The organism is Serratia sp. 4542, from assembly GCF_016805595.1.
In the GTDB taxonomy this organism is placed as follows: Bacteria; Pseudomonadota; Gammaproteobacteria; order Enterobacterales; family Enterobacteriaceae; genus Serratia; species Serratia nevei.
In genome coordinates this window covers 148,567-174,436 of sequence record NZ_RXKV01000004.1, presented here as the reverse complement: position 1 = coordinate 174,436, position 25,870 = coordinate 148,567, and the positions used below count along the sequence as shown (strand labels likewise).

The following is a 25,870-nucleotide window of genomic DNA, read 5'->3' as shown; positions in this document are numbered from 1 at the left end:
CCTGATAACAAAATCTCTCCCGCCTCTTGTGACATCCCGGTGAATGCGTTAGGTTGTTTTTGATTGTATATACAACCATGTGGGAGCTGCGGCTCCGGCGGAGGAAAGCAATGACGTCTGAGATTCACTGTGACAGCCTGTGGCACGGCGCCGATATCGTCACCATGCGCGACGGCAACTATCACACCCTGACCGACGGCGCGATCGCCGTACGCGACGGCAAGATCGTCTGGATTGGCGAACATGCGGCGCTGCCGCCCGGCCTGATCGCGGACGAAACGGTGAAATTCGACGGCGGCATCATTACCCCCGGCTTTGTTGACTGCCACACGCACCTGGTGTTCGGCGGCAACCGCAGCGGCGAGTTCGAACAGCGGCTGAACGGCGTGAGCTACGCCGACATTGCCGCGCAGGGCGGCGGCATCATTTCCACCGTGAAAGCCACCCGCGAGGCCGACGAGGCGCTGCTGCTGGAGCAGGCGCTGTTCCGCCTGCGGCCGCTGCTGGCGGAAGGCGTCACCTGCGTGGAGATCAAATCCGGTTACGGCCTCAGCCCGGAGAGCGAACTGAAGATGCTGCGGGTGGCGCGCAAGTTGGGCGAGCTGCAGCCGGTCGAGGTGAAAACCACCTGTCTGGCGGCCCATGCGCTGCCGCCGGAATACACCAACCGCGCCGACGACTACATCAATCTGGTCTGCGATACCATCATTCCGCAGGCGGCCGCCGCCGGGCTGGCGGATGCGGTTGACGCCTTCTGCGAACATCTGGCGTTCTCACCGGCGCAGGTGGAGCGAGTCTTCGCCGCCGCCGAGGCCGCCGGGCTGCCGGTCAAGCTGCACGCCGAGCAGCTCTCCGCCCTCGGCGGCAGCACGCTGGCGGCGCGCCATCACGCGCTCTCCGCCGACCATCTCGAATACGCCACCGAACAAGATGCCCGCGCCATGGGCGATGCCGGCACCGTGGCGGTGCTGCTGCCCGGCGCCTATTACCTGCTGCGCGAAACCCAGTGCCCGCCGGTAGAGCTGTTCCGCAAGCACCACGTGGCGATGGCGATCGCCAGCGACGCCAACCCCGGCACCTCGCCGGCGCTGTCGCTGCGCCTGATGATCAACATGGCCTGCACGCTGTTCCGCCTGACGCCGGAAGAAGCGCTGGCGGGCGTTACCACCCACGCCGCCAAAGCGCTGGGGCTGCAACACAGCCACGGCACGTTGGAAACCGGCAAGGTGGCGGACTTCGTTCACTGGCCGCTGTCGCGGCCGGCGGAACTGGCTTATTGGTTGGGCGGCCAGCTGCCCTGTACGGTGATTTTCCGAGGAGAAGTACGTCAATGACCATTCGCGATCCTTTTAGCTTCCAGAGCGGCAGCCTGCCGCTGCTGATCAGCATCCCGCACGCCGGCACGCAACTGACGCCGGCGGTCGAGGCCGGGCTGACCGACGACGCCCGCCCGCTGCCCGATACCGACTGGCACATTCCGCAGCTGTACGACTTCGCACGGGCGATGGGTGCCAGCGTGCTGGTCGGCAACTATTCGCGCTTCGTCATCGATCTGAACCGCCCGGCGGACGACAAGCCGCTGTACACCACCGCCACCACCGGCCTGTATCCCGACGTGCTGTTCGACGGCCGCCCAAGCTTCCTGCCGGGCAAAGCGCCGACGGACGCAGAACGCGCCGGCTATCTGCAGCAGATTTGGCAGCCTTATCATCAGCAGCTGCAGGACGAACTGGCACGCCTCAAAGCGCGGCACGGCTATGCGCTGCTGTTCGACGCACACTCCATCGCCTCGGTGATCCCGCGGCTGTTCGACGGCCAGCTGCCGGATCTCAACCTCGGCACCAACGGCGGCGAAAGCTGCGCCCAGGCGCTGAGCGATCGGCTGGTCGCCTGCTGCAAGCAGCAACAGCAGTATACCCACGTGCTGAACGGCCGCTTCAAGGGCGGTTACATCACCCGCGCCTACGGGCAGCCGCAGCAGCAACAGCATGCGATCCAGCTCGAACTGGCGCAGGTGAACTACATGTCCGAACAGTATCCTTACGCGTTCGAACCGCAGCGCGCCGCCTCACTGCAGCGCCTGCTCAAGCAGATGATTGAAGGCCTGCTGGACGGCGCCGCCAAACTCAACTGATCCCTCTGCAGGCGCCGCCGGGCGCCTGTTTTTCCCCCTGCCTTTAACCGCAACGTCAGCCGCAATCTGCGCGCTATATCAAAGTTTCGCGTGATTCCCCACTGACTGGTCTAAACAGCGCACAAAACAGCGGCCGACGAAAAACGCACTGCGCCACAATCAGCCGAAAAGCCCGCGCTCATCGTCAGCGCCGGGCGGCGTGTGGCCGAGCTGGCCCGTTTCGAACCATCACTCTGGAGGCCCTATGTCTGTAACACCGTTAAACTGGCGCGCTGCCGGCGCCCTCGCCGAACAATTGCTGGCCGGCTGGCAACGGCGTGGCGAACCCGGCGGCGCCATCACCCTGTTTGACGCCGAACAACTCCGCGCCACCGCCTGCGCCGGCCTGGCCGATCTGGCGCAGAATACCCCCTTCACCGTCGACAGCGTGGTGCGCTACGCCTCCGTGACCAAACATATCTTCGCCGCGCTGGCGCTGAACGCCACCGGTCGCGCCATTCGGCTCGAACAGCGCCTGGGCGAACTGCTGCCCACCCTGCAGCCTGCGCTGGCGGACGTCACCGTCGGCCAGGCGCTGGACATGACCGGCGGCCTGCCCGACGTGCGCGAAACGCTCGGCTTGCTCGGCATCTCGCTGCACGCCGTCAGCGAGGCGCAGCCGGTCATGCAGTTTGTCGAAGGGCTGGAGAAGTTGAACTACGAAGCCGGCAGCGAGATCGCCTACAGCAATACCGGCTATCGGCTGCTGGAGGCCGCGCTGCGTAGCAAAGGGTATGATTTCGACCAACTGGTGCAACAGCACATCGCCCGGCCGCTGCAGGTGCAGATGCAAGCGCCGGAAAGCTGGTTCGACGTGGTGCCGGGGTTGGTGCCGGGTTACTGGCGGGCGCCGCAGGGCTGGCAACACGCCAGCGCCGGCCTGCACCTTTCCGCCTCCGGTAGCCTGACCGGCAGCCTCCACGCCCTCACCCGCTGGCTGCAAACGCTGCTGGCCGACGAGGGCCCCGGCCAGGGCGTGCTGGCACAACTCGGCGCCCCGCGCCGCCTCAATCAGGGCCAGCTCAGCGCCTATGGCCTGGGGCTGGCGCAAACCCCGCTGGGCCGCCGCCGCTTGCTCGGCCACGGCGGTTCCCACGCCGGTTACAAAACCTATTTCCTGCTGGCGCCCGATCGCCAGGTCGGCGTCGCGTTGGTCGCCAACCGCGAAGACTGCGACAGTTTCGGTATGGCTTTGCAGGTGATGGCGGCGCTGCTGGGCGAACCTTTGCCGCAGCGCAGCACGGCGATCCCCGACGGCCTCTACGCCACGCTGGCCGAGCCGCACTGGCTGGAGGTTAAAGACGGCAACCTGGCCTATCTGGGCAGCGGTGAACCGCTGTATCAGGGCGAGGACGGGTACGCGGTGTCGCTGTCCGCCCATATGCCAATCAAATTGAAGTGGACCGGCGAAGCGGTCGAGGGCGAAGTCGGGCATGTGGCGCGCCGTTTTCTGCCGGTCACGGCCAACGGCGACTGCCTGAAGCATGTGCAGGGGCTGTGGTATCACCCGCACTATCGCACCGCCTTTGAAATTCGTGGCGATCGGGTGCATATCGGCGTCGGCCCGGCGGCGCAGAGCGGTACGCTCAGCCCGCTCGGCCAGGGCCGCATGCTGGTAGAGTGCCAGGACGGCCCGTGGTTAAAACGCTTTTGCCTCTATTTCCGCGGTTACAACGTGGATCTCATCGCCAACCGCAGCCGGATGCTGACCTTCCGCCGCAGCACCGTCGGCCGCGACTGACGCTCAGCCTGCGCTGCCGGTTTTGACCGCCAGCAGCGCATCCGCCAGCCGCCGTTTGTCGGCGGCGCTGAGGTTCACCTGATCCACGGACGCCATAAACGCCGCCCGATCCGCCTCGCCAAGCGGGCCGGCGCGCAGCCGCTCCGCCAGCCGTTGCAATATCTGGCTGCTCAACCGCGCAATCTGCGGGCGCACCTGCGCCAACGGGCGCGGCTGCCAACCGGTTTCCGGGCTCGCCAGCCAGTCGGCGCGATAGCGATACTGAATCGCCTTGGCGGCGTCCATCTGCGCGGCGATAAAAGGCCGCACCGACGCGGGCTCAAGCCCCAAACGCCCCGCCTCCGCCTGCGCACTGGCCAACACCTTCGCCTCCTGCGCCAGGTCTTCGATCGGCAAATGCTGCTGGGCCTTGTAACCGGCAACGTCCTTCATCAACGACAGCCGTTGGTTCACCAGCTCCCCGAGAGCGGCGGCGCCGTCCGCCAACGCCGGAAAACTGGTCAAAAAACAGGCTATCAATAACGCCCTGAACATGGCACCTCCCTTATGATGCGGTGAAAACGTCAGGCCTAAAGTTCACCACGTCCGCCCCGCGCTGGCAAATAAAAAGGCCCCGCCGCAGCGAGGCCCGATAACGCTCGACAGGCGTTAGTCGAACACGCCGTTGATGACGGAGGCCACAATCGCGGTGCTGAGTGCGACCAGCACCAGATCGTCGCCGGCGATACGCCACTCATACCCCGGGTACTGCGGCAGCTCACGCAGCATAGAGCGCGGCACCATTTTTTTTGCGATGCCCGGCGGCAGCGGTTTACCGCGCGCCAGATTCTTGGCGATGCCCGGCGGCAACGAACGGTAGCCGGTCAGGCCATAGTTGTGCGCCAGCGCACGGGCGCGATCGCGCGAGAGGTTGACGGTGATCAGATTGTCGTCGTTACGATAAACGCCGTTATCATAATGGTCTTTATTGCCTTTGTTACCGTTATTGCCATGGTTACCGTTATTGCCGCTGTTGCCATGGCCATTACCGTTGCCGTTACCATTGCCGCCCTTATCGGCCAGAGCCGGAGCGGATGACAACCCCAGCGACGCGATCAGCGCCAACACCGTGAGGGTCGTACGACGTTTGTTCATGTTGTGTATTCCTGCGTGGGTGACTCTATTGACTATAGCGGGCCTTTCCCGGACGAAGTATAAGGAAAACTCCGAGATGATGACGCGCGAGACGGCAGACGCGCCAAAATCTTGTTTTAACGCAAAACGCCTCGAAAATGCCGATACTTACCTCAGATTTTTCTTGAAGAAAAATAAGCCTTACGCTAGCGTGGGAAGGTAACAAAAAAGAGTTAGCGTGCTCTTTTTCGTCGCACCTCAAATCTTATTCTTATCATCCATAATGATAATAGCGAACACTTCCCGCCTCTCCGTGCGGGATTCTTTTTCCCGCCCCGTCGCCCTGATAAGGTGCTTTATGTTGAGATTTAGTTGCCGATAATTTACATTCGCTGTCTGAGAAACCTCAACCTCCCGCGGTGGCCAGGCTGGCAACGGGTGGGCGTTCAGGAGCAAAAGACGTGCAAATGACCCTCATGGAATACATCACTCGACACTTTAACGGCGATCTTCATCGTTACGCGCAGTCGGAAGGCGTCAGCCGTGAACAAATCATTAGTTGGATAAATAATGAATGTCACGTGATCAAAGGCAGGCTGTTTATGCCGGTGAAGCATCTCCCGGTCGAACAAGCCCAGTGATGACGAAAAAAAACCCCGCCAGGCGGGGTTTTCTGTTTCTGATAACACGGAAAATCAGAAGTTATAACCGACCACGAGGTAATAACCCCAACCGGTAGACTTGATCGGGCCCTGCGGGGTGCCGATATCCGCGCCATCCTGCCACTGGCCGCCGTTATGGAAATAACGCGCCACGAAAGAATAGTGCCAGTGATCGTAGTTCAGCGCCAAAATATGGCTGGAGGCGATCGAGTTGCCGGTGCGCATCTGTTTGCCGTTGATCGCGTTACCACTGTCCTTGCCCAGATCGGAACCAAAGTCGAAGTTGGTGAAGCCGATGTAGCTCAGGTTGCCGCCCCACACCTGGGTCAGCGGCACGAAGTATTTCACCTTGAAGCGGTAACCGTCCCAGCTGTTCTCGTTGGCAGCCTGGTAGTTTTCCCACTGGTATTTGGCATAGATGTTCATCGACAGACTCATCGGCAGGCCGGTGTCGATATCGGTGCCCAGACCCATGTACCAGGTGTTTTGACGGCCGTCGGCGTTGTGGCCCAGATCATAGATGTAGTTGTTGGCGAAGTACCACTCTTTGAACGGCCCGAAGCTCAGATCGGTGCCGGTCAGCTTGTCGATGGAGAAGCGCGGTTCAATCTCCATAAACAGCGGGGAGCCTTTGTTCCAGATGCCGCGATCCGGGGTGTTGCCCACGCCGAAGAACTTCGGCACGTCAACGTAACCGTAGAAATCGAACCAGTCTTTCTTGGCGAAGGCTTCGTATTCGAGATACACGTCGTTATTCAGCTGCGGCCCGAAGCGAGTGTGGTAGCTGCCCACCACGTTGACGCTCTGGTGCCACCAGTCGGAGACATATTGACTGTCTTTGCTATCAGCCATTGATGATGCACTGTAAGACGCTGCGAGCAGTACACCTGCTGCGAGAGCTATTTTTTTCATTTTATTACCACATGCTTAAAGGGCCATTTCCTGCCCGTTTAGAAAAGATGACAATGAGTCTGCCGACACCTGGCGTTGTCTTCACACAGAAACTCGGATGACGCGCGCATTATAGAAACCACTGACTGTAAGAATCTGTGATCCAGTTACGCATTTCGCGAATAGGTAATCGATTGCGTTCACATTTGTCAAATTATGTTTCATGCAAATTCACATTCGCTGTGATTTTAGTCATGCACATCGATTTTTAGCGCAGTTTTTGAGCCAACCGTCATCAAGGCGTCACCTGCCCATTATCGCGACGTGGAAAAGAAAAAGCCGACGCATGAACGCCGGCCTTCATCAAAATCAACAGAAAATACGCAAAGCGAAATCAGTTCACCGCCGGCACCGCCTTGGCGATGTTTTCCTGGCGGAACGCCACCTCCTCGCCGTTTTTCACCTCCCAGCTGGCGACCGGTATGTCGGTCTTGGGCGCCGCCGCAACGACGGAACCGTAAATCAGCTTGTCGTCGCGGCGCAAAATATAAACGTCGAGCTGATATTCATGCCGCAGATTCGCCGTGGTCAGGCGCACGGTATCGCCGCGTTCATAGTGATGCGCGTCGATTTCGGGTTGTTGAATAAATTGAATGTCGCTTCTCATCGTCGTCGTTCCTTCAGGCAACATGGCTAGTTAAATTCTAGTTCAACATTGCGCCGACGGCGGATAATTTCCGTTAATTTCCACGGGTTGCCCGCCAACAGATCAGCGAGCCGAGCGTCACCATCGCCACGCCCTGCCAGAAATTGGCGGTTAGCGAGGTGTGCAACACCAGCGCGGCGAACACCGCCGACAGCACCGGGGTAAAATAAGAGACGGTGGCCAGCAGCGTCATGTTGCCGTGCAGAATGCCGACGTTCCAGGCGGCATACCCCGCCCCCATCGCCACCCCGGCGCACAGCAGCGTCACGATCACGCCGAGGCTGAACTGCATGCCGCTTTCCGCGCTGAAGGCATATTTAAGCCACAGCGCCAGCGCGGTCAGCACGATAAACAGCACCACGCCGTTGCTGCCCTGGGCGATCTTCTTGGTCAGGTTGCAGTACAGCGCCCAGATCACTGCGCCGCTGAACGCCAGCCCGTAGCTGAGCGGATTGCTGCGCACGTTGGCCAGCATTTGCGCCGGTGACCAGCCGCCCTCGCCGCTCATGATCCAGCCGATGCCGAACAGCGACAGCAGCAGCCCCGGCAGCAGCCACCATTTGGCCTTTTGCCCGTTGAGCGCCAACGCCATCAGCACGGTGAAACAGGGCCACAGGTAGTTGATCATGCCCACTTCTATCGCCTGCAGGCGGGTATTGGCGTAGCCGAGCGACAGCGACAGGCAGATCTCATAGCTGACGAACAGCAGGCTGCCGACGATGAGATAAGGCCGCGGAAAGCTGCGCCATTTCGGCACGCCGAGCGCCACCAGCAAAAACACCGCGCTGACGCTGTAGATCATCGCCGCGCCGCCGATCGGCCCCAGCCCTTCGCTGACGCTGCGGATCAGGCCGACGACGCTGCTCCACAGCACAATGGCCAATAAACCGAACAGCGTGGCGCGGGTACGCGAGGGCAAAGCGGGCATAAGGCGGATCCAATGGGTTATTTTTTATCAGTTTTTTCACTCTACTGCCGCACGCGCCAAAAAGAAAGGCGGGAAACTCCCGCCTGTGATTTTATTGCTGCGGCTGCCGCTCGAGCTGCGGCGGCGGCTGGCGAAAACGCCGGGTCAACCAGGCCAAATAGCCGAAGCCCAGCGTCGCCCAGATAAGCCCCATAGTCAGCGAGCTCTTCTCCAGGTTCAGCCACAGCACCCCCACCGTCAGCGCCCCCACCAGCGGCAGGAACAGGAAGTTGAAGCGATCCTTCCAGCTTTTGTTGCGCCCTTCGCGAATGAAGAAGTGGCTGATGACCGACAGGTTGACGAAGGTAAAGGCCACCAGCGCACCAAAGTTGATCAGCGCCGTGGCGGTCACCAGATCGAACGACAGCGCAGACAGCGCCACCAGCCCGACCATCAGCACGTTGAGCGCCGGCGTGCGCCATTTAGGGTGGATGTAGCCGAAGAACTTCTCCGGGAACACGTTATCGCGCCCCATCACGTACAGCAGGCGCGACACGCTGGCGTGCGACGCCAGGCCGGAGGCCAGCGTGTTGATGAAGGTCACGCACAGGAAGATCGACTGGAACAGCTTGCCGCCGACGTACAGCGCGATCTCCGGCAGTGCCGCGTCGGGCTGGTGGAAGCGTTGAATGGACGGGAAAAACAGCTGAATAAAGAACGACACGCTGATAAAGATCACCCCGCCGTACAGCGCGGTCAGGAAGATGGCGCGCGGGATCACCTTGGCGGCGTCGGGCGTCTCTTCACACAGCGTGGTGACCGCATCGAAGCCGAGGAACGAGAAGCACAGGATAGTGGCGCCGGTAATGATCGGCAGCAGATGCGCATTCTCGCTGAGGAACGGCCGCAGGCTCCACACCGTGCCCATCCCCTCGCCGTTGTGCAGGCCGCGCACCACCAGGTAGATGAACACCAGAATGATCGCCACCTGCGCCAGTACGAACAGGGTATTGAAGTTGGCCACCAGATTGACGCTTTTCAGGTTGATGGCGGTAATCAGGATAACGAAGCCCACCACCCACACCCAGGGCGGCACTTCCGGGAACAGCGCGGTCAGGTAAATCTTCGCCAGCAGCGTGTTGATCATCGGCAGGAACAGATAATCGAGCAACGATGACCACCCCACCAGAAAACCGACGTGCGGGTTGATCGCCTTCTGCGCATAGGTGTAGGCAGAGCCGGCGGTAGGAAACTGGCGCACCAGTTTGCCGTAGCTGATGGCGGTGAACAGCACGCCGGCCAGCGCCAGCAGATAGGAGGTCGGCACATGGCCGTCGGTGAGGCCGGAGACGATGCCGAAGGTATCGAACACCGTCATCGGCGTCAGATAGGCCAGGCCCATCATCACCACCTGCCACAGCTTGAGGGATTTGCGCAGCTGCGGTTTGTCCGCCGGGCCGCCGTCGATGGCTTTAATCGTCATGGCATTTCCCCTCTTGGTCCTCTGCTGTCAACCGTGCAACGTCATTCAGAGAGGCCGCGGGGAAACTGCTGCTCAGGCGGCGGGAAAAACGGGTTGGGATCACTGTCGGGCGGCCGGCGACCGGCCCGTAGGCACTGCGGCACAGGCAAACGTCTGCGCAGGGAGATGACTGAGTCATGGTTATTTCCTCGTCGGCGTCCTGTACGCCGTGATAGAAGAAATTCTGTACCGCAGCGCGCAGCCTCACCGGCCACAGGAGAGCCGATGAAATGCGCCGGACGCGCGCGGTCGTCGCAGGGTGAGCGGGATCAGGCGTTTTTCAGCATCCACTCGATTTCGGTTTCGGTGATCAGGCGCTCGAACTGCACCAGCTCATCGGTTTTGCAGGCCAGGTAGACATGGCTGAAGCGTTCGCCCAGCAGTGCATTGAGCACCGGCTGATGTTCGAACTCGTACAGCGCGTCGCTCTGGCGAATCGGGAACGGCAGCCCGTCCTGCTCCAGCCCGTTGCCGGTCACCGGCTCAGGCAGCGGCAGCGCGCTTTCCAGGCCGTAGACGATGCCGGCCAGAATGGTCGCCATCACCAGATAAGGGTTGGCGTCGGCGCCCGCCACGCGGTACTCCACGCGGTGGTTGTCGCGATCGCCGCAGGGAATGCGCAGCGCCACGGTGCGGTTGTTATGCCCCCAGGAGGCCTGGGTCGGCACGTACATGCCGGGCTGGAAGCGACGGTAGGCGTTGACGTTCGGCGCCAGCAGCGCCATCGAAGACGGCATCAGGGCGATCATGCCCGCCAGCGCCTGTTTCAACAGCGCCGAGTCTTCGCCGTCGTCGTCGGCGAACACGTTGTTGCCCTGCGCATTCAGCATGCTGATGTGCACATGCATGCCGCTGCCGGCGTGCTCCTCATACGGCTTGGCCATAAAGGTGGCCTGCATGTTGTGGTTCTCGGCCACCATGCGCACCAGCCGCTTCAGCGCCAGCGCGTGATCGCAGGCCTGCAGCACGTCGTCGGTATGGTGCAGGTTGACTTCGAACTGTCCCGGCGACGCCTCCGCCACCGCGCCGTCCGCCGGAATGCCCTGCAAACGAGCCAGTTCGTCGATCTCGCTCAGCACGTCGGCGAAATGGTTCAGGTTATCGACGGAATACACCTGGCTTTGGGTGTTGCGCTCTTGCGTGCCCGGCGCGCACGGCGGCTGCAGATAGCCCTCTGCGTCGCGTTGACGATCGATGAGATAGAACTCCAACTCTACCGCTACCACGGGGGAAAGCCCGCGCTGACGCAAACGCTGCCACACTCGGTTCAGCACATTGCGCGGTTCAACGTCAAAGGGAGTGCCATCTTCATCCAGCATGGTGAGCAGCACCTGCGCAATATATTGCGGATCCGCCGCCGACGGCGTCAGCGTGCCCGGCACCGGCACGCACACGTGATCCGGCTCGCCCAGCTCCTGCCCCAGCCCGGCCTCTTCGACGACGTTGCCGAGAATATCCATCGCAAATACCGACGCCGGGAAGTAACAGCCCTTCTCCAGCTTGCTTAGGCCGCCGACCGGGATGCGTTTGCCGCGGAAGCTGCCGTTCAGATCGGTCAACAGTACGTCGACATGTTGGGTTAACGGATAACGTTCCAGGTACTTCTTCACTTCGCGCTGGAACGCGCTACTTCGTCTCTCTTCACTGTGCTGAACAAAGTTTTCCACTTCTACGATGTTGGTCTGCATGGTTCACCCGCCGTTTGTGTTTTGCTGTCGTCGATGTTTATTGACCGTATTGTTCAATATAATGCCCATAAATGAAACGTAGATGAAACAAATTTGTTTTGCAAGTGTTACTTTTGGTTTGAATATTGCCCAATCGACTGCTAGATTTATAGAATATTGAACGAAATCGGCGGTGGAGAAGCTTATCGTTCATAATTTCGAACGTACCAAGGGGATAGCATGGACAATATATTTAACAGACCAGTCATCGGCGTCGTCATGTGCAGGTATAGGTTAAACGGGCACCTCACACAGACCTTGCAAGAAAAGTACCTGAATGCCGTTATCACCGCCGGCGGCTTGCCGATCGCCCTGCCGCACGCGCTGGCAGAGCCGGAAATGCTGGCGGAACTGCTGCCGCGCCTCGACGGCATTTTGCTGCCGGGCAGCCCCAGTAATGTGCAGCCGCACCTTTATGGTGAAAACGGCGATGAGCCTGACGCCGATCCTGGCCGAGACGCGTTGAGCCTGGCGCTGATCCGCCAGGCGTTCGACAGGCGCATTCCCCTTTTCGCCATTTGCCGCGGCATGCAGGAGATGGTGGTCGCCACCCAAGGTACCCTGCATCGCCGCCTGTACGAACTGCCCGAGCTGCAGGAACACCGTGAAGATCACGACCTGCCGCTGGAACAGCAATACGCCCCCGCCCACGAAGTCATCGTTCAGGAAGGGGGGCTGCTTTCGCAACTGATACCGGATTGCAACAGATTCTGGGTGAACTCGCTGCACGGCCAGGGTGCCAAAACCCTGGGCGCGAGCGTTCGCATCGAGGCGCACGCCGCCGACGGGCTGGTAGAGGCGATCAGCGTGCGCGATCAGCCTTTCGCGCTCGGCGTGCAGTGGCACCCGGAGTGGAACAGCGACGAGTACGCCCTGTCGCGCCTGTTGTTTGATGGTTTCATCACCGCCTGTCGGAACTATCAAAAGGAAAAACGCCCATGAGCGACGTCAGCTTGGCACCGGGAAAACGTCTGTCGCAGATCCGTCAACAATTAGGGTTGTCGCAGCGCCGGGTCGCCGAACTGTCTGGGTTAACCCACAGCGCCATCAGCACTATCGAGCAGGACAAGGTCAGCCCGGCCATCAGCACGCTGCAAAAGCTGCTGACGGTATACGGTCTGTCGCTGTCGGCGTTTTTCGCCGAGCCGGAAAAACCGACGGAGCCGCAGATCGTGATCGGCAGTGACGATCTGATCGAAATCGGCAGCCAGGGCGTTTCGATGAAGCTTATCCACAACGGCGATCCGAACCGCACGCTGGCGATGATGATCGAGACCTACGAACCGGGCACCACCACCGGCGAGCGCATCAAGCATCAGGGGGAAGAGATCGGCACGCTGCTGGAGGGTGAAGTGGTGCTGCAGGTCAACGGCCAGAGCTATCACCTGTTGGCTGGGCAAAGCTACGCCATCAATACCGGCATCCCCCACAGTTTCAGCAACACGTCGGCGCGCATTTGCCGGATTATCAGCGCCCATACGCCGACGACATTCTGATCAACGGAGCCAGGCATGAACTTTCACCATTTGCAGTATTGGCAACAACGGGCGCAGGCCCTGAAGATTGAGCACCAGCTGTTTATCGACGGCCGCTACCAGCCGGCCGCCGCGGGGAAAAGTTTCGCCGTGGAAGATCCCGCCGGGCGCCGTGAGCTGGCGCAGGTCGCGCGGGGCGAAGCCGCCGACATCGATCGGGCGGTCAGCGCGGCGCGCGCCGCCTTTGAGCGTGGCGACTGGGCGCAAGCCGCCCCGGCGCAGCGCAAGGCCACGCTGCTGCGCTTCGCCGAGCTGATGGAGCAGCATCACGAAGAGCTGGCGCTGCTGGAAACGCTGGACACCGGCAAACCGATTCGCCACAGCCTGCGCGACGACGTGCCGGGCGCCATTCGCTGCATCCGCTGGTACGCCGAAGCGATCGATAAGGTGTACGGCGAAATCGCCCCCACCGGCCGCGATGCGCTGGCGCTGATCGAGCGCGAGCCGATCGGCGTGGTCGGCGCCATCGTGCCCTGGAACTTTCCGCTGCTGCTGGCCTGCTGGAAACTCGGTCCGGCGCTGGCCGCCGGCAACAGCGTGGTGCTCAAACCCTCCGAAAAATCGCCGCTGAGCGCCATCCTGCTCGGCAAACTGGCCCAGCAGGCCGGGCTGCCGGACGGCGTGCTGAACGTGGTGCCCGGCTATGGCCACGACGCCGGCAAGGCGCTGGCGCTGCACCGCGACGTCGACGCCCTCACCTTCACCGGCTCCACGCTGGTGGCGAAGCAGCTGATGATTTACGCCGGCGAATCGAACATGAAACGCGTCTGGCTGGAGGCCGGCGGCAAGAGCGCCAATATCGTCTTCGCCGATTGCCCGGATCTGGATCAGGCCGCCCGCAGCGCCGCCGCCGGCATCTTCTATAATCAGGGGCAGGTGTGCATCGCCGGCACTCGCCTGCTGGTCGAAGCGAGCATTGAGCAAGAATTCCTGCAGGCGCTGCGCAAACACGCGGCGGCCTTCGTTCCCGGCGATCCGCTCGATCCCGCCACGGTGATGGGCACGCTGATCGACAGCGGCCACTGCGAAAAAGTGGCCGGCTATATCGATCGGGGGCTGAGCCAGGGCGCCGCGCTGTTCCTCGACGGGCGCGACCATCCGCAGGGCGACCACGCAGGCTACCTGGGGCCGACCATCCTCACCCAGGTGAACAACGCCATGAGCGTGGCGCGCGATGAAATCTTCGGCCCGGTGCTGGCGGTGACCACCTTCGACGACGAGCAACAGGCGCTGCAGCTGGCCAACGACAGCGACTACGGCCTCGGCGCCGCGGTCTGGACCCGCGATCTGGCCCGTGCGCACCGCATGGCGCGCCAGCTGAAGGCCGGCACGGTGTTCGTCAACAACTACAACGACGGCGACATGACCGTGCCGTTCGGCGGCTACAAGCAGAGCGGCAACGGTCGCGATAAATCGCTGCACGCGCTGGACAAGTTCACCGAATTGAAAACCACCTGGATCTCGCTGGAATAAGGGCTTATCTCATGACTGAACACGTAAAAAGCTACTATGCGGCCACGGCCAACGCACATCAGCCCTATCCGCAACTGAATGAATCTATCGAGTGCGACGTCTGCGTGATCGGCGGCGGCTATACCGGCCTCTCCTCCGCGCTGTTTCTGGTGGAAGCCGGCTATAACGTGGTGGTGCTGGAAGCGGCGCGCATCGGTTTCGGCGCCAGCGGCCGCAACGGCGGCCAGTTGGTCAACTCCTACAGCCGCGACATCGATGTGATTGAAGAGCGCTACGGCGCGGAAAGCGCCCGCCTGCTCGGCAGCATGATGTTCGAAGGCGCGGAGATCATCCGCAGCCGCATCAGCCGCTACGCCATCGACTGCGACTACCGCCCCGGCGGCATCTTCGCCGCGCTGAACAACAAGCAGTTACATGCGCTGATCGAGCAGAAACGCAACTGGGAACGCTATGGCAATACCCAGCTCGAGCTGCTCGATGCGGATCGGGTACGCCAGGAAGTTGCCAGCGATCGCTACGTCGGCGCGCTGCTCGATCACAGCGGCGGCCACATCCATCCGCTCAACCTGGCACTGGGCGAGGCCGAGGCGATTCGCCTGCAGGGCGGGCGCATCTTCGAACAATCGGCGGTGACGAACATCCGCCACGGCGAACCGGCGCTCATCAGCACCGCCAACGGCCAGGTGAAGGCGCGTTTCGTCATCGTCGCCGGCAACGCCTATCTGGGCGACAAGCTGGAGCCGCGGCTGGCCAAGCGCAGCATGCCGTGCGGCACTCAGGTGGTGACCACCGAGCCGCTGGCGCCGGAGATCGCGCAGGCGCTGATCCCGCAGAACTACTGCGTGGAAGACTGTAACTACCTGCTGGATTACTACCGCATCACCGCCGATCATCGCCTGCTGTACGGCGGCGGCGTGGTGTACGGCGCGCGCGATCCGGACGACATCGACAACCTGATCCGGCCAAAATTGCTGAAGACCTTCCCGCAGCTGAAAGGGGTGCGTATCGACTATCGCTGGACCGGTAACTTCCTGCTGACGCTGTCGCGCATGCCGCAGTTCGGCCGGCTGGAGAATAACGTGTACTACATGCAGGGCTACAGCGGCCACGGCGTGACCTGCACCCATCTGGCGGGCAAGCTGATCGCCGAGTTGATGCGCGGCGACGCCGAACGCTTCGACGCCTTCGCCAAGCTGCCGCACCTGCCGTTCTTCGGTGGGCGCAATCTGCAGATCCCGTTCACCGCCATCGGCGCGGCCTACTACACGCTGCGCGACCGCATCGGCGTCTAAAACAGCAGGCCCGGTCATCCTGACCGGGCCTGTGCGTTAACGCTTAAACGATCTTCGGCTGGCCGTCCGAGGCGGTCGCCCCGCCATCGACCGGGATGTTGGCGCCATTGATAAAGCTGGCGTCGTCGCTGGCCAGGAACGCCATCACCGCCGCCACTTCTTCCGGCTCCGCCGCGCGGCCCAGCGCGATGCGCTCATTGAACTTGTCACGGATCTCCTGTGGCCAACCGTTGGTCATGTTGGTTTTCACCAGGCTCGGGCAGACCGAGTTGATACGCACGCCGTCACCGCCGTGGTCCAGCGCCATGGCGCGCGTCAGGTTGACCACCGCGCCTTTCGCCGCGCAGTAGTAGGCCGCGCCCCAGTCGCCGCCCAGGCCGGACACCGACGCGGTATTGACGATGCAGCCCTTGGTTTTCAGCAGGTGCGGCAAGGCGAATTTGGAGCAGAACACCACGCCGTCGATATCGACCCCGGCGATGCGGCGCCAGTCGTCGACGCTGGTTTCCAGCACGCTGCCCGCCACGTGTACGCCGGCGTTGTTCAGCAGGACGTCGATGCGGCCGAGTTTTTCCGCCACCTCGTTCATCATTTTTTCAACCGCGACGTGATCGGACACGTCGATATGTACCGCCATCGCCCGGCCCTTCGGCAGCGAAGCGGCAACCTTATCTACCGCCTCTTTGGCCCAGTCGGCCAGCACCACGATGGCGCCCTCGGCGGAGAAACGCCGCGCCGCCGCTTCCCCCATGCCGTTGCCCGCACCGGTGATAACCACGACTTTATTGTCAAAACGCATGAGACCTCCTCCATGTGAACGTATTTATATAAGTCATACAAATCTCATTACCCCGAGGATAAGACGCCCCTCCCCTGAGAGCCAGTCAAAACGTGCGGTTTATTAACCAAAAGGAGGTATGTCAGTGATTTCAATGCGCTGGATTAACCTTTATCGGATTTTGGCCAACATATTGATGGATAAAATAAAATTACGGTGAGTCACTATTTGTCTGGCGGATTGTCAGCGGGCGAGACTATTGCAGGTATGCGGTTATGGCCGCACAGAGATAAACGATGTGAATCAAAAACGGCAGCCGCCCGCAGGCGGCCGCGACTATTTTTTCTCGATGGGGACAACCAGCAGATCGACGTTCAGTTCGTTGATCGCTTGGCGCGCCGCAGAGACCAGCCGGCTCCAGACGTCGTGATGGTGGCCGAAGATCACCAGGTCGAACCCTTTCTCTTTCGCCACCCGGTTCAGCTCTTCCGTCAACGCGCCGCGGCTGACGATCACCTCTTCGACCGGGTAGGACGACTGCCCTTTGATCGCATTGAGCATATTCTTCACCCGCTCCGAAAAGGTGCGATCGGTGTAGTTGTAATCGCCCACGCCCAGATCGACGTAATAACCGGCGCGATGAATGTCGATATAGATCAGGGAAAGTTTGGCCTTGAGCGCGGCGGCCAGTCTGGCGCCTTTGCCCAGCAGGAACTCGGCGTCTTCGCTGAGATCCGTGGCGACAACGATATGCCGGTAAGCCATGATGGCGGCCCTCCTCGTCAACTCCGTAATCCGTAAACAGGATGGCGCTCCTTGCCGCATGTTTCTCATGCATCTTAAGTTTAGCCCAGCGCGGGTTCGCTCGCCTTCCGCACCGTCGTTCCATCTGTGGAACGATGCATCCCGCCTGCACGGTCTACCGGATTTTTCGCCCCTCCCTACACTGTAGGCAAGTGCTGAGTTTCAGCCTTATCAATCAAAGAAGATACCCACTGACCTCACGACGAGAAAAGGAAAACACCATGAGCACTCCAGCCAACTTCAACGGCCAGCGTCCTGTTATTGATGCCAATGACGCAGTCATGCTCCTGATCGACCACCAGAGCGGCCTGTTCCAAACCGTCGCCGACATGCCGATGACCGAACTGCGCGCCCGCGCCGCTGCCCTGGCCAGCATCGCCACCCTCAGCAAACTGCCGGTGATCACCACCGCCTCGGTGCCGCAGGGCCCGAACGGCCCGCTGATCCCGGAAATTCACCAAAATGCGCCGCACGCGCAATACGTCGCCCGCAAAGGGGAAATCAACGCCTGGGACAACCCGGACTTCGTGGCGGCGGTCAAAGCCACCGGCCGCAAAACCTTGATCATCGCCGGCACCATCACCAGCGTCTGCATGGCCTTCCCGTCCATCAGCGCGGTGGCCGAAGGCTATAAAGTGTTCGCGGTGATCGACGCCTCCGGCACCTACTCGAAAATGGCGCAGGAAATCACCCTGGCACGCGTGGTGCAGGCCGGCGTGGTACCGATCGACACCGCCGGCGTCGCCTCGGAGCTGCAGGGCAGCTGGAATCGCGCCGACGCTCAGCAGTGGGCCGAGGTTTACACCAAAATCTTCCCGGCCTATCAGCTGCTGATCGAGAGCTACCTCAAAGCGCAGGACGTGGTGAAAAACAACGAACGGCTGGACTCGCAGCGTTAAGATCGCGGGCACAAAAAACCCCGGCCAGAGCCGGGGCTATTAATCATGTGCCGGTGACTTTCCCGGCTGTCATGTTATGGCGTAAGCGTCCATCCAACACTCCAACATTACGCAGCCTAAGCGCGACTTTTTCACAACAGGAAAACAGACTGGAAAGCGGCATTATTATTTATGCGAAAATCTGTTTTTCTGTTGCCAATAATAATTAATTATTGGAACGTCATCGAGGAATCGAACCCCAGTCCGCCAACGAATATTTCGCTGCCGCTCTTCCTGCTGAGCTAATGACGTATCGATAAAGACTCCGGGCGAACCCGGAGTTTATTCAGGCTGAGGGTGTTATTTCTTAACTGCTCCGGCTTAAACCTTCATCGCTGTCGTAAGAAACCGCACCTTGGCCGAAAATTATAACGCGACCACGTTGCCGGCAGAAGGACCCTTCATACCCTTTTCGATAGTGAACTCAACCTGTTGGCCTTCGTCCAGCGTTTTGAAATCGTTGCTCTGGATAGCGGAGAAGTGTACGAACACGTCTTTGCCGCCGTCTGCCGGGGTGATAAAGCCGAAGCCTTTACCTGCATCAAACCATTTTACCAAACCCGTCATTTTAGTAGACATAGAGATATTTCCTTTCTATTTTTGCGACGCCATAGGGCGATAGAGGTCTGTTTTTATTGGAAACTTATGGGGCACTAGAGAAGAAAATTCGCGGAAGAAGAGGTATCTGAGGGATATCGCTAATACTGAGAACTGCTTTACTAAAACTGCTTTCATAAGGTCTGTACTACAAACCGATGACGCTATTTACACACGGCTGAGTTATTTAAGCAAGCAATATTTAAATTTATATTCATAAACCGCGTAAACATATTTCCCCCAGGCACCGTGGAAAACGGGCCTGGGGCAATTTATTAGCCGATAACCGCAATCCCTAACCGCTCCAGCAGCTGCGCGGCCTGCAGGCTGTCCATTTTGACACCCTGCAGATCGGTGGTGCGCAAATCCAATTCGCCCAGTTCCGCGTTGCTCAAATCGCACTGGGTGACGTCGGCGGCGCGCCAGTCGAATCCGGAGAACTCGCCGCCGGACAGATCGGAACCGCTGAAGCTGGCGCCGAGCACCTGTGCGCCGTGCCAGCGGTTTTCCCACAGCTCGCATTTCTCCAGCACCACCTTGGCGAAGTTGGCGTAGCTCAGATTGCTTTTGGTGATATAGGCGCTGCAAAACCAGGTGCGGCTGGTGATCATGTTCATAAAGCTGGCGCCACGAAAATCGGCGCCCTGCGCGCGGCACTCGCGGATCTCCAGCCCCAGGGCGCTGGCGTGGCGGAAGTCGGCCATCGACAAATCGCAGCTTCTGAAGCTGGCGTCTTTCAGTATCGCGCGGCTGAAATTGCCGCCCTGTCGGCTGTCGCGATCGTAAAACTGGCAGCCGATAAACTCGGTGCCGGTCAGATCGGCGCCCGAAAAATCGCACAGCATAAAGCTGCCGTTTTCAATCTTCTCGCCGGTAAAGCGGTTACGGTCGATCTTTTCACCCTTCAACATCAGACTCATCGCAGCGCACCTGTTTATTTATACAGTCAGTGCGGCATTTAATCCTATTCCGGCCGGGTTGGCAACCGTCGCCGATCGGCGGGCCTCCGCTCTAACGCCACCCTGACGATGCTGAACGTCCTGGTTCTCTCCGCCTGAGCGACGTCGGCAAACAAACGGGGATAACGCGAGTTGACGACCCACACCTCGCCATCGCGCAGCGCGGCGCCGGTCGGCCCATCCAATTCCGGCGGCGTGGCGACCGCCGTGATATGCGCGCTGGCCCAGTCGTCGTTCGAGGAGAGCAGCGTTACGTCGCCGGACATGCTCCCCTTTGCCCCCGGAAAAGACTGTACGATCACCAATTCATGGGCGTTTTTGAGCCGCAGCCCGTCCGGCCCTTTCAGCCGCTGCGGTAGCCTGATTTCACTTATCGCAGGCGCGCTATCCAGCGTCACCTTCCACAACAGCCCGCGGGTGTAGTCCGCCGCAATCAGATAGCCATCCGGGTGAGACACGATGCCGTTGAGATAAGGCTGCGTGCCCTGCGCAGCGGCGGGAGCATCGGCCGGCATCAAACGCGCTGAGCGCACCAGAATCGATACCTGGCGCGTTGCCCGGTCGATCTTGTAAATCTGCGGCTGGAAGCTGTCGGTCACGTAGATATTGCCCTGCGCGTCGAGCGCCAGATCGTTGGCCAGCGTCGGCCCACGGCTTAACGATGAGAGATCGTACGTCTGCTGCAGCGCGCCGGTATCGAGATTGAACTCCAGCACCTGCGCCACGCGATTGCGCGTACCGGGAACGGAGCTGAGGGAGACCCCCACGTCTTCGTTGCACACCAGCACCCGATTACGCTCGGCGTCCACCAGCATGCCGGAGGTAGTGATGAGCCCCTTACCGATGGAAAACCGCCGATAGCGGCCATCCGGGTAGACCAGGCCAAGCTGCCCACCGCGCAGGGAGGAGACCAGGAACGCACCGGCGCGCGGGTTCCAGGCGATACCCTCTGGATAAGCGCCGGCGGCATCCGGCGAGAATTCAATACGCTGCGCGGCCTGCGCCTGCATGACGCCGCTGAGAAGCAGCGCGACGCCGGCCAACCGGGTGACGCGCCGGCGGCGCTGTAATAAGAAAGAAAAGAGGCTGAAGCGGAACATGAGCATGACCCTGATAAGGATTCGGATCGCTAGAGTAGGGTCGCGTCGCTCACGGCACCAGCCGGGAAAAAGGCAATGCGCCACTAAAAAAATCGCAGTAATCAGCGCAAAAAAAAACCGCCCGGTGCGGGCGGTTGAGGTGACGGCGAACCGTTACTTCAGGGCTTCCTGAATGGCGTCGGCCATCGGGCCGATGTGCTTTTCCGCCGCCTTCAGCTGGAAGTCTACGCCGTTGCCGTCGTTGGTATCCGACAGCGTGGCCTTGATCAATTCCAGCGCCGCCTGCACCGCCACCAGCCGTTTATGCTGTTCGTCCGTGACCGGCTCGGCGCCCATATTGGCCGGATAATAGTGTTCTAACATCGCGATCTCCTTTTGATGACGTTAAGCTCTAACCTACCAGAAAACCGCGCATTTACTAAGGAAACCGGGCCCTGCGCGGCCGAGTGGCGATAAATTGCACTATACTGGGCAAACACCCCTCCTGCTACAGGATCATCGCCATGTCATTCCAGGGAAGCTGCCACTGCGGCGCCGTCACCTTCTCCGTGGACGCCGAACTGCCCACCGAAGCCCTCAGCTGCAACTGTTCCATTTGCCGCCGCAAAGGGCTGCTGCTGTCGTTCTTCCCCATCAGCGCCTTCACGCTCAACAGCGGCCAGGACCAGCTCAGCACCTACACCTTCAATCACCACAAGATCCGCCATCAGTTCTGCCGAGTCTGCGGTGCCCAACCCTTCGCCTACGGCACTGCGCCGGACGGCGCCGCGATGTGCGCCGTCAACCTGCGCTGCGTGCCTGACGTTGCGCTTGATGCATTGCAGATCCACAGTTACGACGGCGCCAGCGTCTGAGATCCCGCGTTTTCAGCGGTAGACGGAAAATTTCTTGGTCAGCGGCTTAAGCTGTTCGGCGTCGCCGTAGAGCGCCACCGCCACGAAATCCAGCTGTTCGTAAGGGGTACTGGCGGTGTCGGCGATCTGCTGTTCTGCGGAGTGCGACAGCATGGTGGTGGTGAAGAAGTTGGACAACACGCCCTCTTCCTTGCACTTCAGAATCAGGTTGCTGAGCTGGCTGCTGTTCTTGGCCTGCAGGATGACGATCGGGTAGTGGCTCATATTGGCGCTGACGCCGTCGAGGCTGCTCGGATAGTGGTGAAACTCGCGCTGCTCGATCAGATCGGTGATACCCGCCGTCAGATGGCAGGAAGCGTTAAACAGCGTGGCCGGTTCGTGATTGCGGTTGAGGATGATATAAAATTTTTTCTCGTTGTCGCTGTACATGCTCTTCTCCTTGAATAGGCAGCCAGTTTTACCCAACCGGCGCACGGTTTCAAGGCGCGATAAGGGGCCGCGTCCGGCCCCGTGATCACGCTGCCGACTCAGACGGCGCCTTCACCCGGGCCGAGCGGCTGCGCCACCTGATGCAGCACGGTGATGTTCTGCAAAAGCGTGCCGCCGTCGATCGGCTTCATCTGGCCGTCGCGATCTTTATAGTGCGTCGGCTTGGCGCCGTGGAAGAACAGCCCGGCGTTGACCTGCACGCCCAGATAGCCTGCGCTGGCCGGCAGGCGCTGCACGTCGGTCCAGGGGTTGGAAACCGGCACGTACTGGAAGCCCTCGCCCGTCCTGGCGTACAGCGGGCGCAGCAGCGTGACAAAGGCCATCATCGGCGACAGTGCCTCTTTAAAGATCTGTACCGGGCGATCGACCGTCATCAGGAAACCCTGCGGCTGCTCCTCAACCGTGTCGAGGCTCAGGCTGCTGCTGATATCATCACCCCGGCCGCCATAGCTCCATTCAATGGCCGGCGCCCCACTCTCGTTCATCATCTCTGACATACACTGCTCCTTATAAAATGAATATCACACGCCTGCTGCGTGTCGGAACAGTAAACCGCTGAAGGGAGGCGAGCGTCCACGCCGGGCGGCACGCTGGCAAACCAAACAACGAAGGCGCGCAATCCATAAAGCTCGAAATGAATAATTTCTCCGCGTGATAGCGCAGCATTTGAACGACCTCAGCCGTTGCAAGAGCACATAGTGATGGCGTTACCGCCACTGGAGAGTGTTATGACCGCGATAAAACCGGACGCCATCGACCGCGTTCTTCCCGCCGCCACGCCCTGGTTAGCCGTCGTCAACGTGCTGTTCGCCGGCATCGCCGCGGCGCTGCACGTGGGCAAGGCCACCATCGCGCTGCCGGCGCTGCAGGCCGAGTTCGGCCGTTCGCTCGAGGCGCTGAGCTGGGTGATTTCGGCCTTTCCCTTCGTCGGCGTGTTCGGCGGCATCGCCGCCGGGCTGTTGGTGCGCCGCTGGGGTGACCGGCGCCTGCTGGCGCTTGGGCTGCTGATCATCAGCGCCGCCAGCTTTACCGGCGCCACGCTGCACGACTTCGGCGGGTTGATCGTCAGCCGCTTTGTCGAAGGCCTCGGCTTCGTGATCGTGGTGGTCGCCTCGCCGGCGGTGCTGAACCGCCTCGTCGCCCCAGCGCAGCGCAGCCTGGTGTTCGGCATCTGGAGCACCTTCATGCCGGCGGGCATCGCCATTTCACTGTTTTTCGGCCCCCATCTCGCCGACTGGCAACAGAGTTGGCAGGCCGGTGCGGCGCTGACGCTGCTGGCTGCCCTGCTGCTGCCGTTGACCACCTCCCGCCGTGCCGCCGGGGCGCACGTTCCGCCGTTACAGCTGCGGCAAGCGCTGGGTGCGATGCTGCGGGCGCGCCGGCCGCTGTTGCTGGCGCTGATGTTCACCACTTACAACCTGCAGTTTTTCTCGGTGATGACCTTCCTGCCGATCTTCCTGATGCAACGCATCGGCCTGTCGCTGGCGGCCGCCGGCGGCATCAGCGCGGCGGCGGTGGCGGCGAACATCATCGGTAACCTCGCCGCCGGGCTCTTGCTGTCGCGCGGCCTCCGCGCCAGAACGCTGCTCGCGGCCACCAGCCTGGTCATTGGCATCTTCGGCATCGGCATTTTCCTGCCGGTGACGCCCAACGGCCTGCTGATCCCCTTATGTTTCCTGTTCTGCGCCACCGCCGGCATACTGCCCGCCACCATTCTGGCCGCCACGCCGGCGGCGACGCCGGAACCGACGCTGCTGCCACTGAGCCTGGGGCTGGTGATGCAGGGGAACTATCTCGGCCAGGTGATCGGCCCGGTCGCGCTGAGCGCCATCGTGGCCGCGGCCGGTTGGGCGGCCCCGGCGTGGCTGGTGCTGGCGGCAGCGGTGTCAGGAGCGCTGTTGGCGCTGGCTTTTCTCAGCCGGCGGCATAATGCAGGGTGATAAGCAGAAAGGTCGTTCTGTTTGTTATAAGCGGTGCTGAATTTTCCCTGGTGCAGGTGCCTGCCTATCGCGAAGGATATGGCCAGTGATGATCAAGGCCCGATAATGACAAGGCGCCGGTGGCCGCGAAATACACCAGCAGGCCGGCAAAGGCGATCAGTAGCGTTTTCTCGATGACGCCGAGTCGTTTGTGTTCAGTCATTTGCATACTCCTTCGTGATATCGGGCGAACGGTCGCCCTCATCAACACTAGGAAAGCCTGGCGCAGGCGGCAAGCGCGGCTCACAAAATGAAACACAATCGATAAATTTTGTTAATTATTTAGCCCTCTTTCTTTTCTCGCGCCGCCGCCTGTCCACCGTGCGGCGCCCGCCTTGCCCTTAATAACCCTATGGAATACGCCACTAAAAATCCCCTACCGGTTAAGCAAAGGTGATGATAGTGTTGTTTTCATTCAGTTCATCTATGCTGAAAATTCATCTTTTGAGGGACGACTATGATGTCTAAAGGCATTTCCAAAGGATTCTTTATTCTGATCCTGTTTATCGTCACCGCCGCCTTTCTCGACGTGCTGGGGCCTTACTACTCCTCGGTGCTGTGGGCGATTATTCTGGCGGTGATTTTCCATCCGGTGAAAAAGAAGCTGAAGCAGTACGTCGGCGAACGCAACGGCGTGGTGTCGCTGCTGACGGTGGCGCTAATCTGCCTGATCGTGTTCACGCCGTTGGCGATCATCGCCTCGTCGCTGGCGATGGAATTCAACGTGATCTACACCAAGCTGCAGACCAACAACAGCCAATTGCCGACCATGCTGGCGGACTTTATGCGCCACCTGCCCGGCTGGGCGCAGCGCTTCCTGGCGGAGCATAACCTCAACAGCGCCGCCGAGATCCAAAAGCAGCTTTCCGAGGTGGCGCTCAAGGGCGGCCAATACCTGGCGGGCAGCGTCTTCCTGATCGGCAAGGGCACCTTCAACTTCGTCGTCGGCTTCGGCGTAATGCTCTACCTGCTGTTCTTCCTGCTGAAGGACGGCCCCTACCTGGTGAACCTGGCGCTCGAAGCGCTGCCGCTCTCTCAGCACGTGAAGCACCACCTGTTCGTGAAGTTCGCCGCCGTCTCCCGCGCCACCGTCAAGGGCACGGTGGTGGTCGCCGTGGTGCAAGGCGCGCTCGGCGGGCTGGCGTTTTACTTTACCGGCATCGACGGCAGCCTGCTGTGGGGCGCGCTGATGGCGTTCCTGTCGATCATTCCGGCCGTGGGCTCCGCCATCATCTGGGTTCCGGCGGTGATCTACTTCTTCGCCACCGGCATGCTGTGGAAAGCCATTTTCCTGGTGGTGTTCTTCGTGGTGGTGATCGGCCTGGTGGACAATATTCTGCGCCCGCTGCTGGTGGGCAAAGACACCAAAATGCCGGACTACCTGATCCTGATCTCCACCCTGGGCGGCATGGAGATCTACGGCATCAACGGCTTCGTCATCGGTCCCTTGATCGCCGCGCTGTTCATCGCCTGCTGGAACATCCTGTCCGGCCGCGACAGTGAGGAGAACATCGAAGAGATCGACGAAGCGTTTATCGAGGAAGGCAAAAACCATCCCGACGCGGCGGAGTAACCCTCCCGCAGCGAATCACGCCGGGGCCCAATTGGGCCCCTTTTTTGTCTGTGGTAT

Annotated in this window: 28 protein-coding genes and 1 pseudogene; 12 read left to right on the top strand and 17 right to left on the bottom strand. The window is 60.7% G+C overall.

What is annotated here, in order from left to right:
• Window positions 1-110: 110 nt before the first annotated feature.
• The 3 genes from hutI (at window position 111) to EKL15_RS04800 (ending at window position 3,914) form a co-directional block, all read left to right on the top strand.
• A complete protein-coding gene (gene hutI, locus EKL15_RS04810; protein WP_100396305.1) occupies window positions 111-1,334 on the top strand; it encodes an imidazolonepropionase in 1,224 nt (407 codons plus the stop codon).
• A complete protein-coding gene (gene hutG, locus EKL15_RS04805; protein ID WP_100396304.1) occupies window positions 1,331-2,134 on the top strand; it encodes an N-formylglutamate deformylase in 804 nt (267 codons plus the stop codon). Before hutI ends, hutG begins: the two co-directional genes overlap by 4 nt.
• Window positions 2,135-2,378: 244 nt before the next feature.
• Window positions 2,379-3,914: a serine hydrolase gene (locus tag EKL15_RS04800; protein WP_102984796.1), complete on the top strand. Its 1,536-nt coding sequence runs from the start codon at window positions 2,379-2,381 to the stop codon at window positions 3,912-3,914.
• A 3-nt stretch (window positions 3,915-3,917) separates the two neighbouring features.
• Here EKL15_RS04800 and EKL15_RS04795 read toward each other — a convergent pair whose 3' ends face one another.
• The gene (locus tag EKL15_RS04795) at window positions 3,918-4,448 is read right to left on the bottom strand and encodes a chorismate mutase (RefSeq protein WP_203088978.1); all 531 of its coding nucleotides are present in this window, start codon (window positions 4,446-4,448) and stop codon (window positions 3,918-3,920) included.
• Between the two features lie 114 nt (window positions 4,449-4,562).
• Entirely contained in the window at window positions 4,563-5,048 is a 486-nt protein-coding gene (locus EKL15_RS04790) for an anti-virulence regulator CigR family protein (protein WP_203088976.1), read from the bottom strand.
• Window positions 5,049-5,488: 440 nt separating this feature from the next.
• Here EKL15_RS04790 and EKL15_RS04785 point away from each other — a divergent pair, with 440 nt between their 5' ends.
• A complete protein-coding gene (locus tag EKL15_RS04785) occupies window positions 5,489-5,668 on the top strand; it encodes a hypothetical protein (RefSeq protein ID WP_025160261.1) in 180 nt (59 codons plus the stop codon).
• 54 nt (window positions 5,669-5,722) lie between these two features.
• Here EKL15_RS04785 and EKL15_RS04780 read toward each other — a convergent pair whose 3' ends face one another.
• The 5 genes from EKL15_RS04780 to EKL15_RS04760 all read right to left on the bottom strand — a co-directional run bounded on the left by EKL15_RS04780 (window position 5,723) and on the right by EKL15_RS04760 (window position 11,403).
• Entirely contained in the window at window positions 5,723-6,601 is an 879-nt protein-coding gene (locus EKL15_RS04780; RefSeq protein ID WP_203088974.1) for a nucleoside-specific channel-forming protein Tsx, read from the bottom strand.
• 373 nt (window positions 6,602-6,974) lie between these two features.
• On the bottom strand, window positions 6,975-7,247 hold the full coding sequence (locus EKL15_RS04775) for a hypothetical protein (protein ID WP_049272745.1): 273 nt from the start codon (window positions 7,245-7,247) through the stop codon (window positions 6,975-6,977).
• Between the two features lie 73 nt (window positions 7,248-7,320).
• Complete coding sequence (gene yddG / locus EKL15_RS04770; protein WP_060419307.1) at window positions 7,321-8,214, bottom strand: aromatic amino acid DMT transporter YddG; 894 nt, start codon at window positions 8,212-8,214, stop codon at window positions 7,321-7,323.
• Between the two features lie 91 nt (window positions 8,215-8,305).
• Window positions 8,306-9,676 carry an APC family permease gene (locus tag EKL15_RS04765; RefSeq protein ID WP_203088965.1) on the bottom strand — a complete coding sequence of 457 codons (1,371 nt, stop codon included), beginning with the start codon at window positions 9,674-9,676 and terminating at the stop codon, window positions 8,306-8,308.
• 308 nt (window positions 9,677-9,984) lie between these two features.
• Window positions 9,985-11,403, bottom strand: a complete 1,419-nt coding sequence (locus EKL15_RS04760) for a glutamine synthetase family protein (protein ID WP_049296669.1) — start codon at window positions 11,401-11,403, stop codon at window positions 9,985-9,987.
• 219 nt (window positions 11,404-11,622) lie between these two features.
• On the opposite strand from EKL15_RS04760, the gene puuD reads away from it, so the two are divergent.
• The 4 genes from puuD to EKL15_RS04740 are packed head-to-tail and all read left to right on the top strand — an operon-like array spanning window position 11,623 to window position 15,742.
• On the top strand, window positions 11,623-12,384 hold the full coding sequence (gene puuD / locus EKL15_RS04755; protein WP_038877729.1) for a gamma-glutamyl-gamma-aminobutyrate hydrolase: 762 nt from the start codon (window positions 11,623-11,625) through the stop codon (window positions 12,382-12,384).
• Window positions 12,381-12,938 carry an HTH-type transcriptional regulator PuuR gene (puuR, locus tag EKL15_RS04750; protein ID WP_049288046.1) on the top strand — a complete coding sequence of 186 codons (558 nt, stop codon included), beginning with the start codon at window positions 12,381-12,383 and terminating at the stop codon, window positions 12,936-12,938. The genes puuD and puuR overlap by 4 nt, the downstream gene beginning before the upstream one ends.
• A 15-nt stretch (window positions 12,939-12,953) precedes the next feature.
• On the top strand, window positions 12,954-14,450 hold the full coding sequence (puuC, locus tag EKL15_RS04745; protein ID WP_060424244.1) for an aldehyde dehydrogenase PuuC: 1,497 nt from the start codon (window positions 12,954-12,956) through the stop codon (window positions 14,448-14,450).
• Between the two features lie 11 nt (window positions 14,451-14,461).
• Window positions 14,462-15,742 carry an FAD-binding oxidoreductase gene (locus tag EKL15_RS04740; RefSeq protein ID WP_203088963.1) on the top strand — a complete coding sequence of 427 codons (1,281 nt, stop codon included), beginning with the start codon at window positions 14,462-14,464 and terminating at the stop codon, window positions 15,740-15,742.
• 43 nt (window positions 15,743-15,785) lie between these two features.
• Here the strand turns inward: EKL15_RS04740 and EKL15_RS04735 are convergent, their stop codons facing one another.
• Both EKL15_RS04735 and EKL15_RS04730 read right to left on the bottom strand, forming a co-directional pair.
• Complete coding sequence (locus tag EKL15_RS04735; protein ID WP_025302549.1) at window positions 15,786-16,541, bottom strand: SDR family NAD(P)-dependent oxidoreductase; 756 nt, start codon at window positions 16,539-16,541, stop codon at window positions 15,786-15,788.
• Window positions 16,542-16,856: 315 nt separating this feature from the next.
• On the bottom strand, window positions 16,857-17,285 hold the full coding sequence (locus EKL15_RS04730) for a universal stress protein (protein WP_060440104.1): 429 nt from the start codon (window positions 17,283-17,285) through the stop codon (window positions 16,857-16,859).
• 260 nt (window positions 17,286-17,545) lie between these two features.
• On the opposite strand from EKL15_RS04730, the gene EKL15_RS04725 reads away from it, so the two are divergent.
• Complete coding sequence (locus tag EKL15_RS04725) at window positions 17,546-18,223, top strand: isochorismatase family protein (protein ID WP_038877740.1); 678 nt, start codon at window positions 17,546-17,548, stop codon at window positions 18,221-18,223.
• Window positions 18,224-18,436: 213 nt separating this feature from the next.
• On the opposite strand, the pseudogene EKL15_RS04720 reads toward EKL15_RS04725, so the two are convergent.
• The 5 genes and pseudogenes from EKL15_RS04720 to EKL15_RS04700 form a co-directional block, all read right to left on the bottom strand.
• Window positions 18,437-18,514, bottom strand: a pseudogene (locus tag EKL15_RS04720).
• 114 nt (window positions 18,515-18,628) lie between these two features.
• A complete protein-coding gene (gene cspA / locus EKL15_RS04715; protein ID WP_025302547.1) occupies window positions 18,629-18,841 on the bottom strand; it encodes an RNA chaperone/antiterminator CspA in 213 nt (70 codons plus the stop codon).
• Window positions 18,842-19,134: 293 nt separating this feature from the next.
• Window positions 19,135-19,779 (bottom strand): Qnr family pentapeptide repeat protein, encoded by a 645-nt coding sequence (locus EKL15_RS04710; RefSeq protein ID WP_060419314.1) that lies wholly within the window; start codon window positions 19,777-19,779, stop codon window positions 19,135-19,137.
• A 44-nt stretch (window positions 19,780-19,823) separates the two neighbouring features.
• Window positions 19,824-20,918: an SMP-30/gluconolactonase/LRE family protein gene (locus EKL15_RS04705; RefSeq protein ID WP_238423623.1), complete on the bottom strand. Its 1,095-nt coding sequence runs from the start codon at window positions 20,916-20,918 to the stop codon at window positions 19,824-19,826.
• 153 nt (window positions 20,919-21,071) lie between these two features.
• Window positions 21,072-21,281, bottom strand: a complete 210-nt coding sequence (locus EKL15_RS04700) for a hypothetical protein (protein WP_004941260.1) — start codon at window positions 21,279-21,281, stop codon at window positions 21,072-21,074.
• Window positions 21,282-21,421: 140 nt separating this feature from the next.
• Between EKL15_RS04700 and EKL15_RS04695 the strand changes: the two genes are divergently transcribed.
• Window positions 21,422-21,772: a GFA family protein gene (locus EKL15_RS04695; protein ID WP_049202725.1), complete on the top strand. Its 351-nt coding sequence runs from the start codon at window positions 21,422-21,424 to the stop codon at window positions 21,770-21,772.
• A 12-nt stretch (window positions 21,773-21,784) separates the two neighbouring features.
• Here EKL15_RS04695 and EKL15_RS04690 read toward each other — a convergent pair whose 3' ends face one another.
• Window positions 21,785-22,201, bottom strand: a complete 417-nt coding sequence (locus EKL15_RS04690) for a DUF2000 domain-containing protein (RefSeq protein WP_060440107.1) — start codon at window positions 22,199-22,201, stop codon at window positions 21,785-21,787.
• Between the two features lie 98 nt (window positions 22,202-22,299).
• Window positions 22,300-22,758: a hypothetical protein gene (locus EKL15_RS04685; protein WP_060440108.1), complete on the bottom strand. Its 459-nt coding sequence runs from the start codon at window positions 22,756-22,758 to the stop codon at window positions 22,300-22,302.
• A gap of 231 nt (window positions 22,759-22,989) precedes the next feature.
• On the opposite strand from EKL15_RS04685, the gene EKL15_RS04680 reads away from it, so the two are divergent.
• Window positions 22,990-24,201, top strand: coding sequence for a CynX/NimT family MFS transporter (locus EKL15_RS04680; protein ID WP_203088959.1), 1,212 nt, complete (start codon window positions 22,990-22,992; stop codon window positions 24,199-24,201).
• 64 nt (window positions 24,202-24,265) lie between these two features.
• Here the strand turns inward: EKL15_RS04680 and EKL15_RS04675 are convergent, their stop codons facing one another.
• Window positions 24,266-24,403, bottom strand: a complete 138-nt coding sequence (locus EKL15_RS04675) for a hypothetical protein (protein ID WP_162837928.1) — start codon at window positions 24,401-24,403, stop codon at window positions 24,266-24,268.
• Window positions 24,404-24,697: 294 nt separating this feature from the next.
• On the opposite strand from EKL15_RS04675, the gene EKL15_RS04670 reads away from it, so the two are divergent.
• The gene (locus EKL15_RS04670) at window positions 24,698-25,813 is read left to right on the top strand and encodes an AI-2E family transporter (RefSeq protein ID WP_084826356.1); all 1,116 of its coding nucleotides are present in this window, start codon (window positions 24,698-24,700) and stop codon (window positions 25,811-25,813) included.
• The last annotated feature ends 57 nt before the right edge of the window (window positions 25,814-25,870 follow it).

Bases quoted from the DNA above. Each gene is read 5' to 3' on its own strand.
- puuD (WP_038877729.1), top strand. From the start codon at position 11,623: ATGGACAATATATTTAACAGACCAGTCATCGGCGTCGTCATGTGCAGG.
- EKL15_RS04675 (WP_162837928.1), bottom strand. From the start codon at position 24,403: ATGACTGAACACAAACGACTCGGCGTCATCGAGAAAACGCTACTGATC.
- EKL15_RS04670 (WP_084826356.1), top strand. From the start codon at position 24,698: ATGATGTCTAAAGGCATTTCCAAAGGATTCTTTATTCTGATCCTGTTT.
- EKL15_RS04795 (WP_203088978.1), bottom strand. From the start codon at position 4,448: ATGTTCAGGGCGTTATTGATAGCCTGTTTTTTGACCAGTTTTCCGGCG.
- EKL15_RS04775 (WP_049272745.1), bottom strand. From the start codon at position 7,247: ATGAGAAGCGACATTCAATTTATTCAACAACCCGAAATCGACGCGCAT.
- EKL15_RS04680 (WP_203088959.1), top strand. From the start codon at position 22,990: ATGACCGCGATAAAACCGGACGCCATCGACCGCGTTCTTCCCGCCGCC.
- EKL15_RS04800 (WP_102984796.1), top strand. From the start codon at position 2,379: ATGTCTGTAACACCGTTAAACTGGCGCGCTGCCGGCGCCCTCGCCGAA.
- hutI (WP_100396305.1), top strand. From the start codon at position 111: ATGACGTCTGAGATTCACTGTGACAGCCTGTGGCACGGCGCCGATATC.
- EKL15_RS04710 (WP_060419314.1), bottom strand. From the start codon at position 19,779: ATGAGTCTGATGTTGAAGGGTGAAAAGATCGACCGTAACCGCTTTACC.
- EKL15_RS04695 (WP_049202725.1), top strand. From the start codon at position 21,422: ATGTCATTCCAGGGAAGCTGCCACTGCGGCGCCGTCACCTTCTCCGTG.
- EKL15_RS04685 (WP_060440108.1), bottom strand. From the start codon at position 22,758: ATGTCAGAGATGATGAACGAGAGTGGGGCGCCGGCCATTGAATGGAGC.
- EKL15_RS04735 (WP_025302549.1), bottom strand. From the start codon at position 16,541: ATGCGTTTTGACAATAAAGTCGTGGTTATCACCGGTGCGGGCAACGGC.
- EKL15_RS04690 (WP_060440107.1), bottom strand. From the start codon at position 22,201: ATGTACAGCGACAACGAGAAAAAATTTTATATCATCCTCAACCGCAAT.
- EKL15_RS04705 (WP_238423623.1), bottom strand. From the start codon at position 20,918: ATGTTCCGCTTCAGCCTCTTTTCTTTCTTATTACAGCGCCGCCGGCGC.
- EKL15_RS04740 (WP_203088963.1), top strand. From the start codon at position 14,462: ATGACTGAACACGTAAAAAGCTACTATGCGGCCACGGCCAACGCACAT.
- EKL15_RS04765 (WP_203088965.1), bottom strand. From the start codon at position 9,676: ATGACGATTAAAGCCATCGACGGCGGCCCGGCGGACAAACCGCAGCTG.
- EKL15_RS04760 (WP_049296669.1), bottom strand. From the start codon at position 11,403: ATGCAGACCAACATCGTAGAAGTGGAAAACTTTGTTCAGCACAGTGAA.
- EKL15_RS04780 (WP_203088974.1), bottom strand. From the start codon at position 6,601: ATGAAAAAAATAGCTCTCGCAGCAGGTGTACTGCTCGCAGCGTCTTAC.
- EKL15_RS04790 (WP_203088976.1), bottom strand. From the start codon at position 5,048: ATGAACAAACGTCGTACGACCCTCACGGTGTTGGCGCTGATCGCGTCG.
- yddG (WP_060419307.1), bottom strand. From the start codon at position 8,214: ATGCCCGCTTTGCCCTCGCGTACCCGCGCCACGCTGTTCGGTTTATTG.
- EKL15_RS04725 (WP_038877740.1), top strand. From the start codon at position 17,546: ATGAGCACTCCAGCCAACTTCAACGGCCAGCGTCCTGTTATTGATGCC.
- EKL15_RS04700 (WP_004941260.1), bottom strand. From the start codon at position 21,281: ATGTTAGAACACTATTATCCGGCCAATATGGGCGCCGAGCCGGTCACG.
- cspA (WP_025302547.1), bottom strand. From the start codon at position 18,841: ATGTCTACTAAAATGACGGGTTTGGTAAAATGGTTTGATGCAGGTAAA.
- puuR (WP_049288046.1), top strand. From the start codon at position 12,381: ATGAGCGACGTCAGCTTGGCACCGGGAAAACGTCTGTCGCAGATCCGT.
- EKL15_RS04730 (WP_060440104.1), bottom strand. From the start codon at position 17,285: ATGGCTTACCGGCATATCGTTGTCGCCACGGATCTCAGCGAAGACGCC.
- hutG (WP_100396304.1), top strand. From the start codon at position 1,331: ATGACCATTCGCGATCCTTTTAGCTTCCAGAGCGGCAGCCTGCCGCTG.
- puuC (WP_060424244.1), top strand. From the start codon at position 12,954: ATGAACTTTCACCATTTGCAGTATTGGCAACAACGGGCGCAGGCCCTG.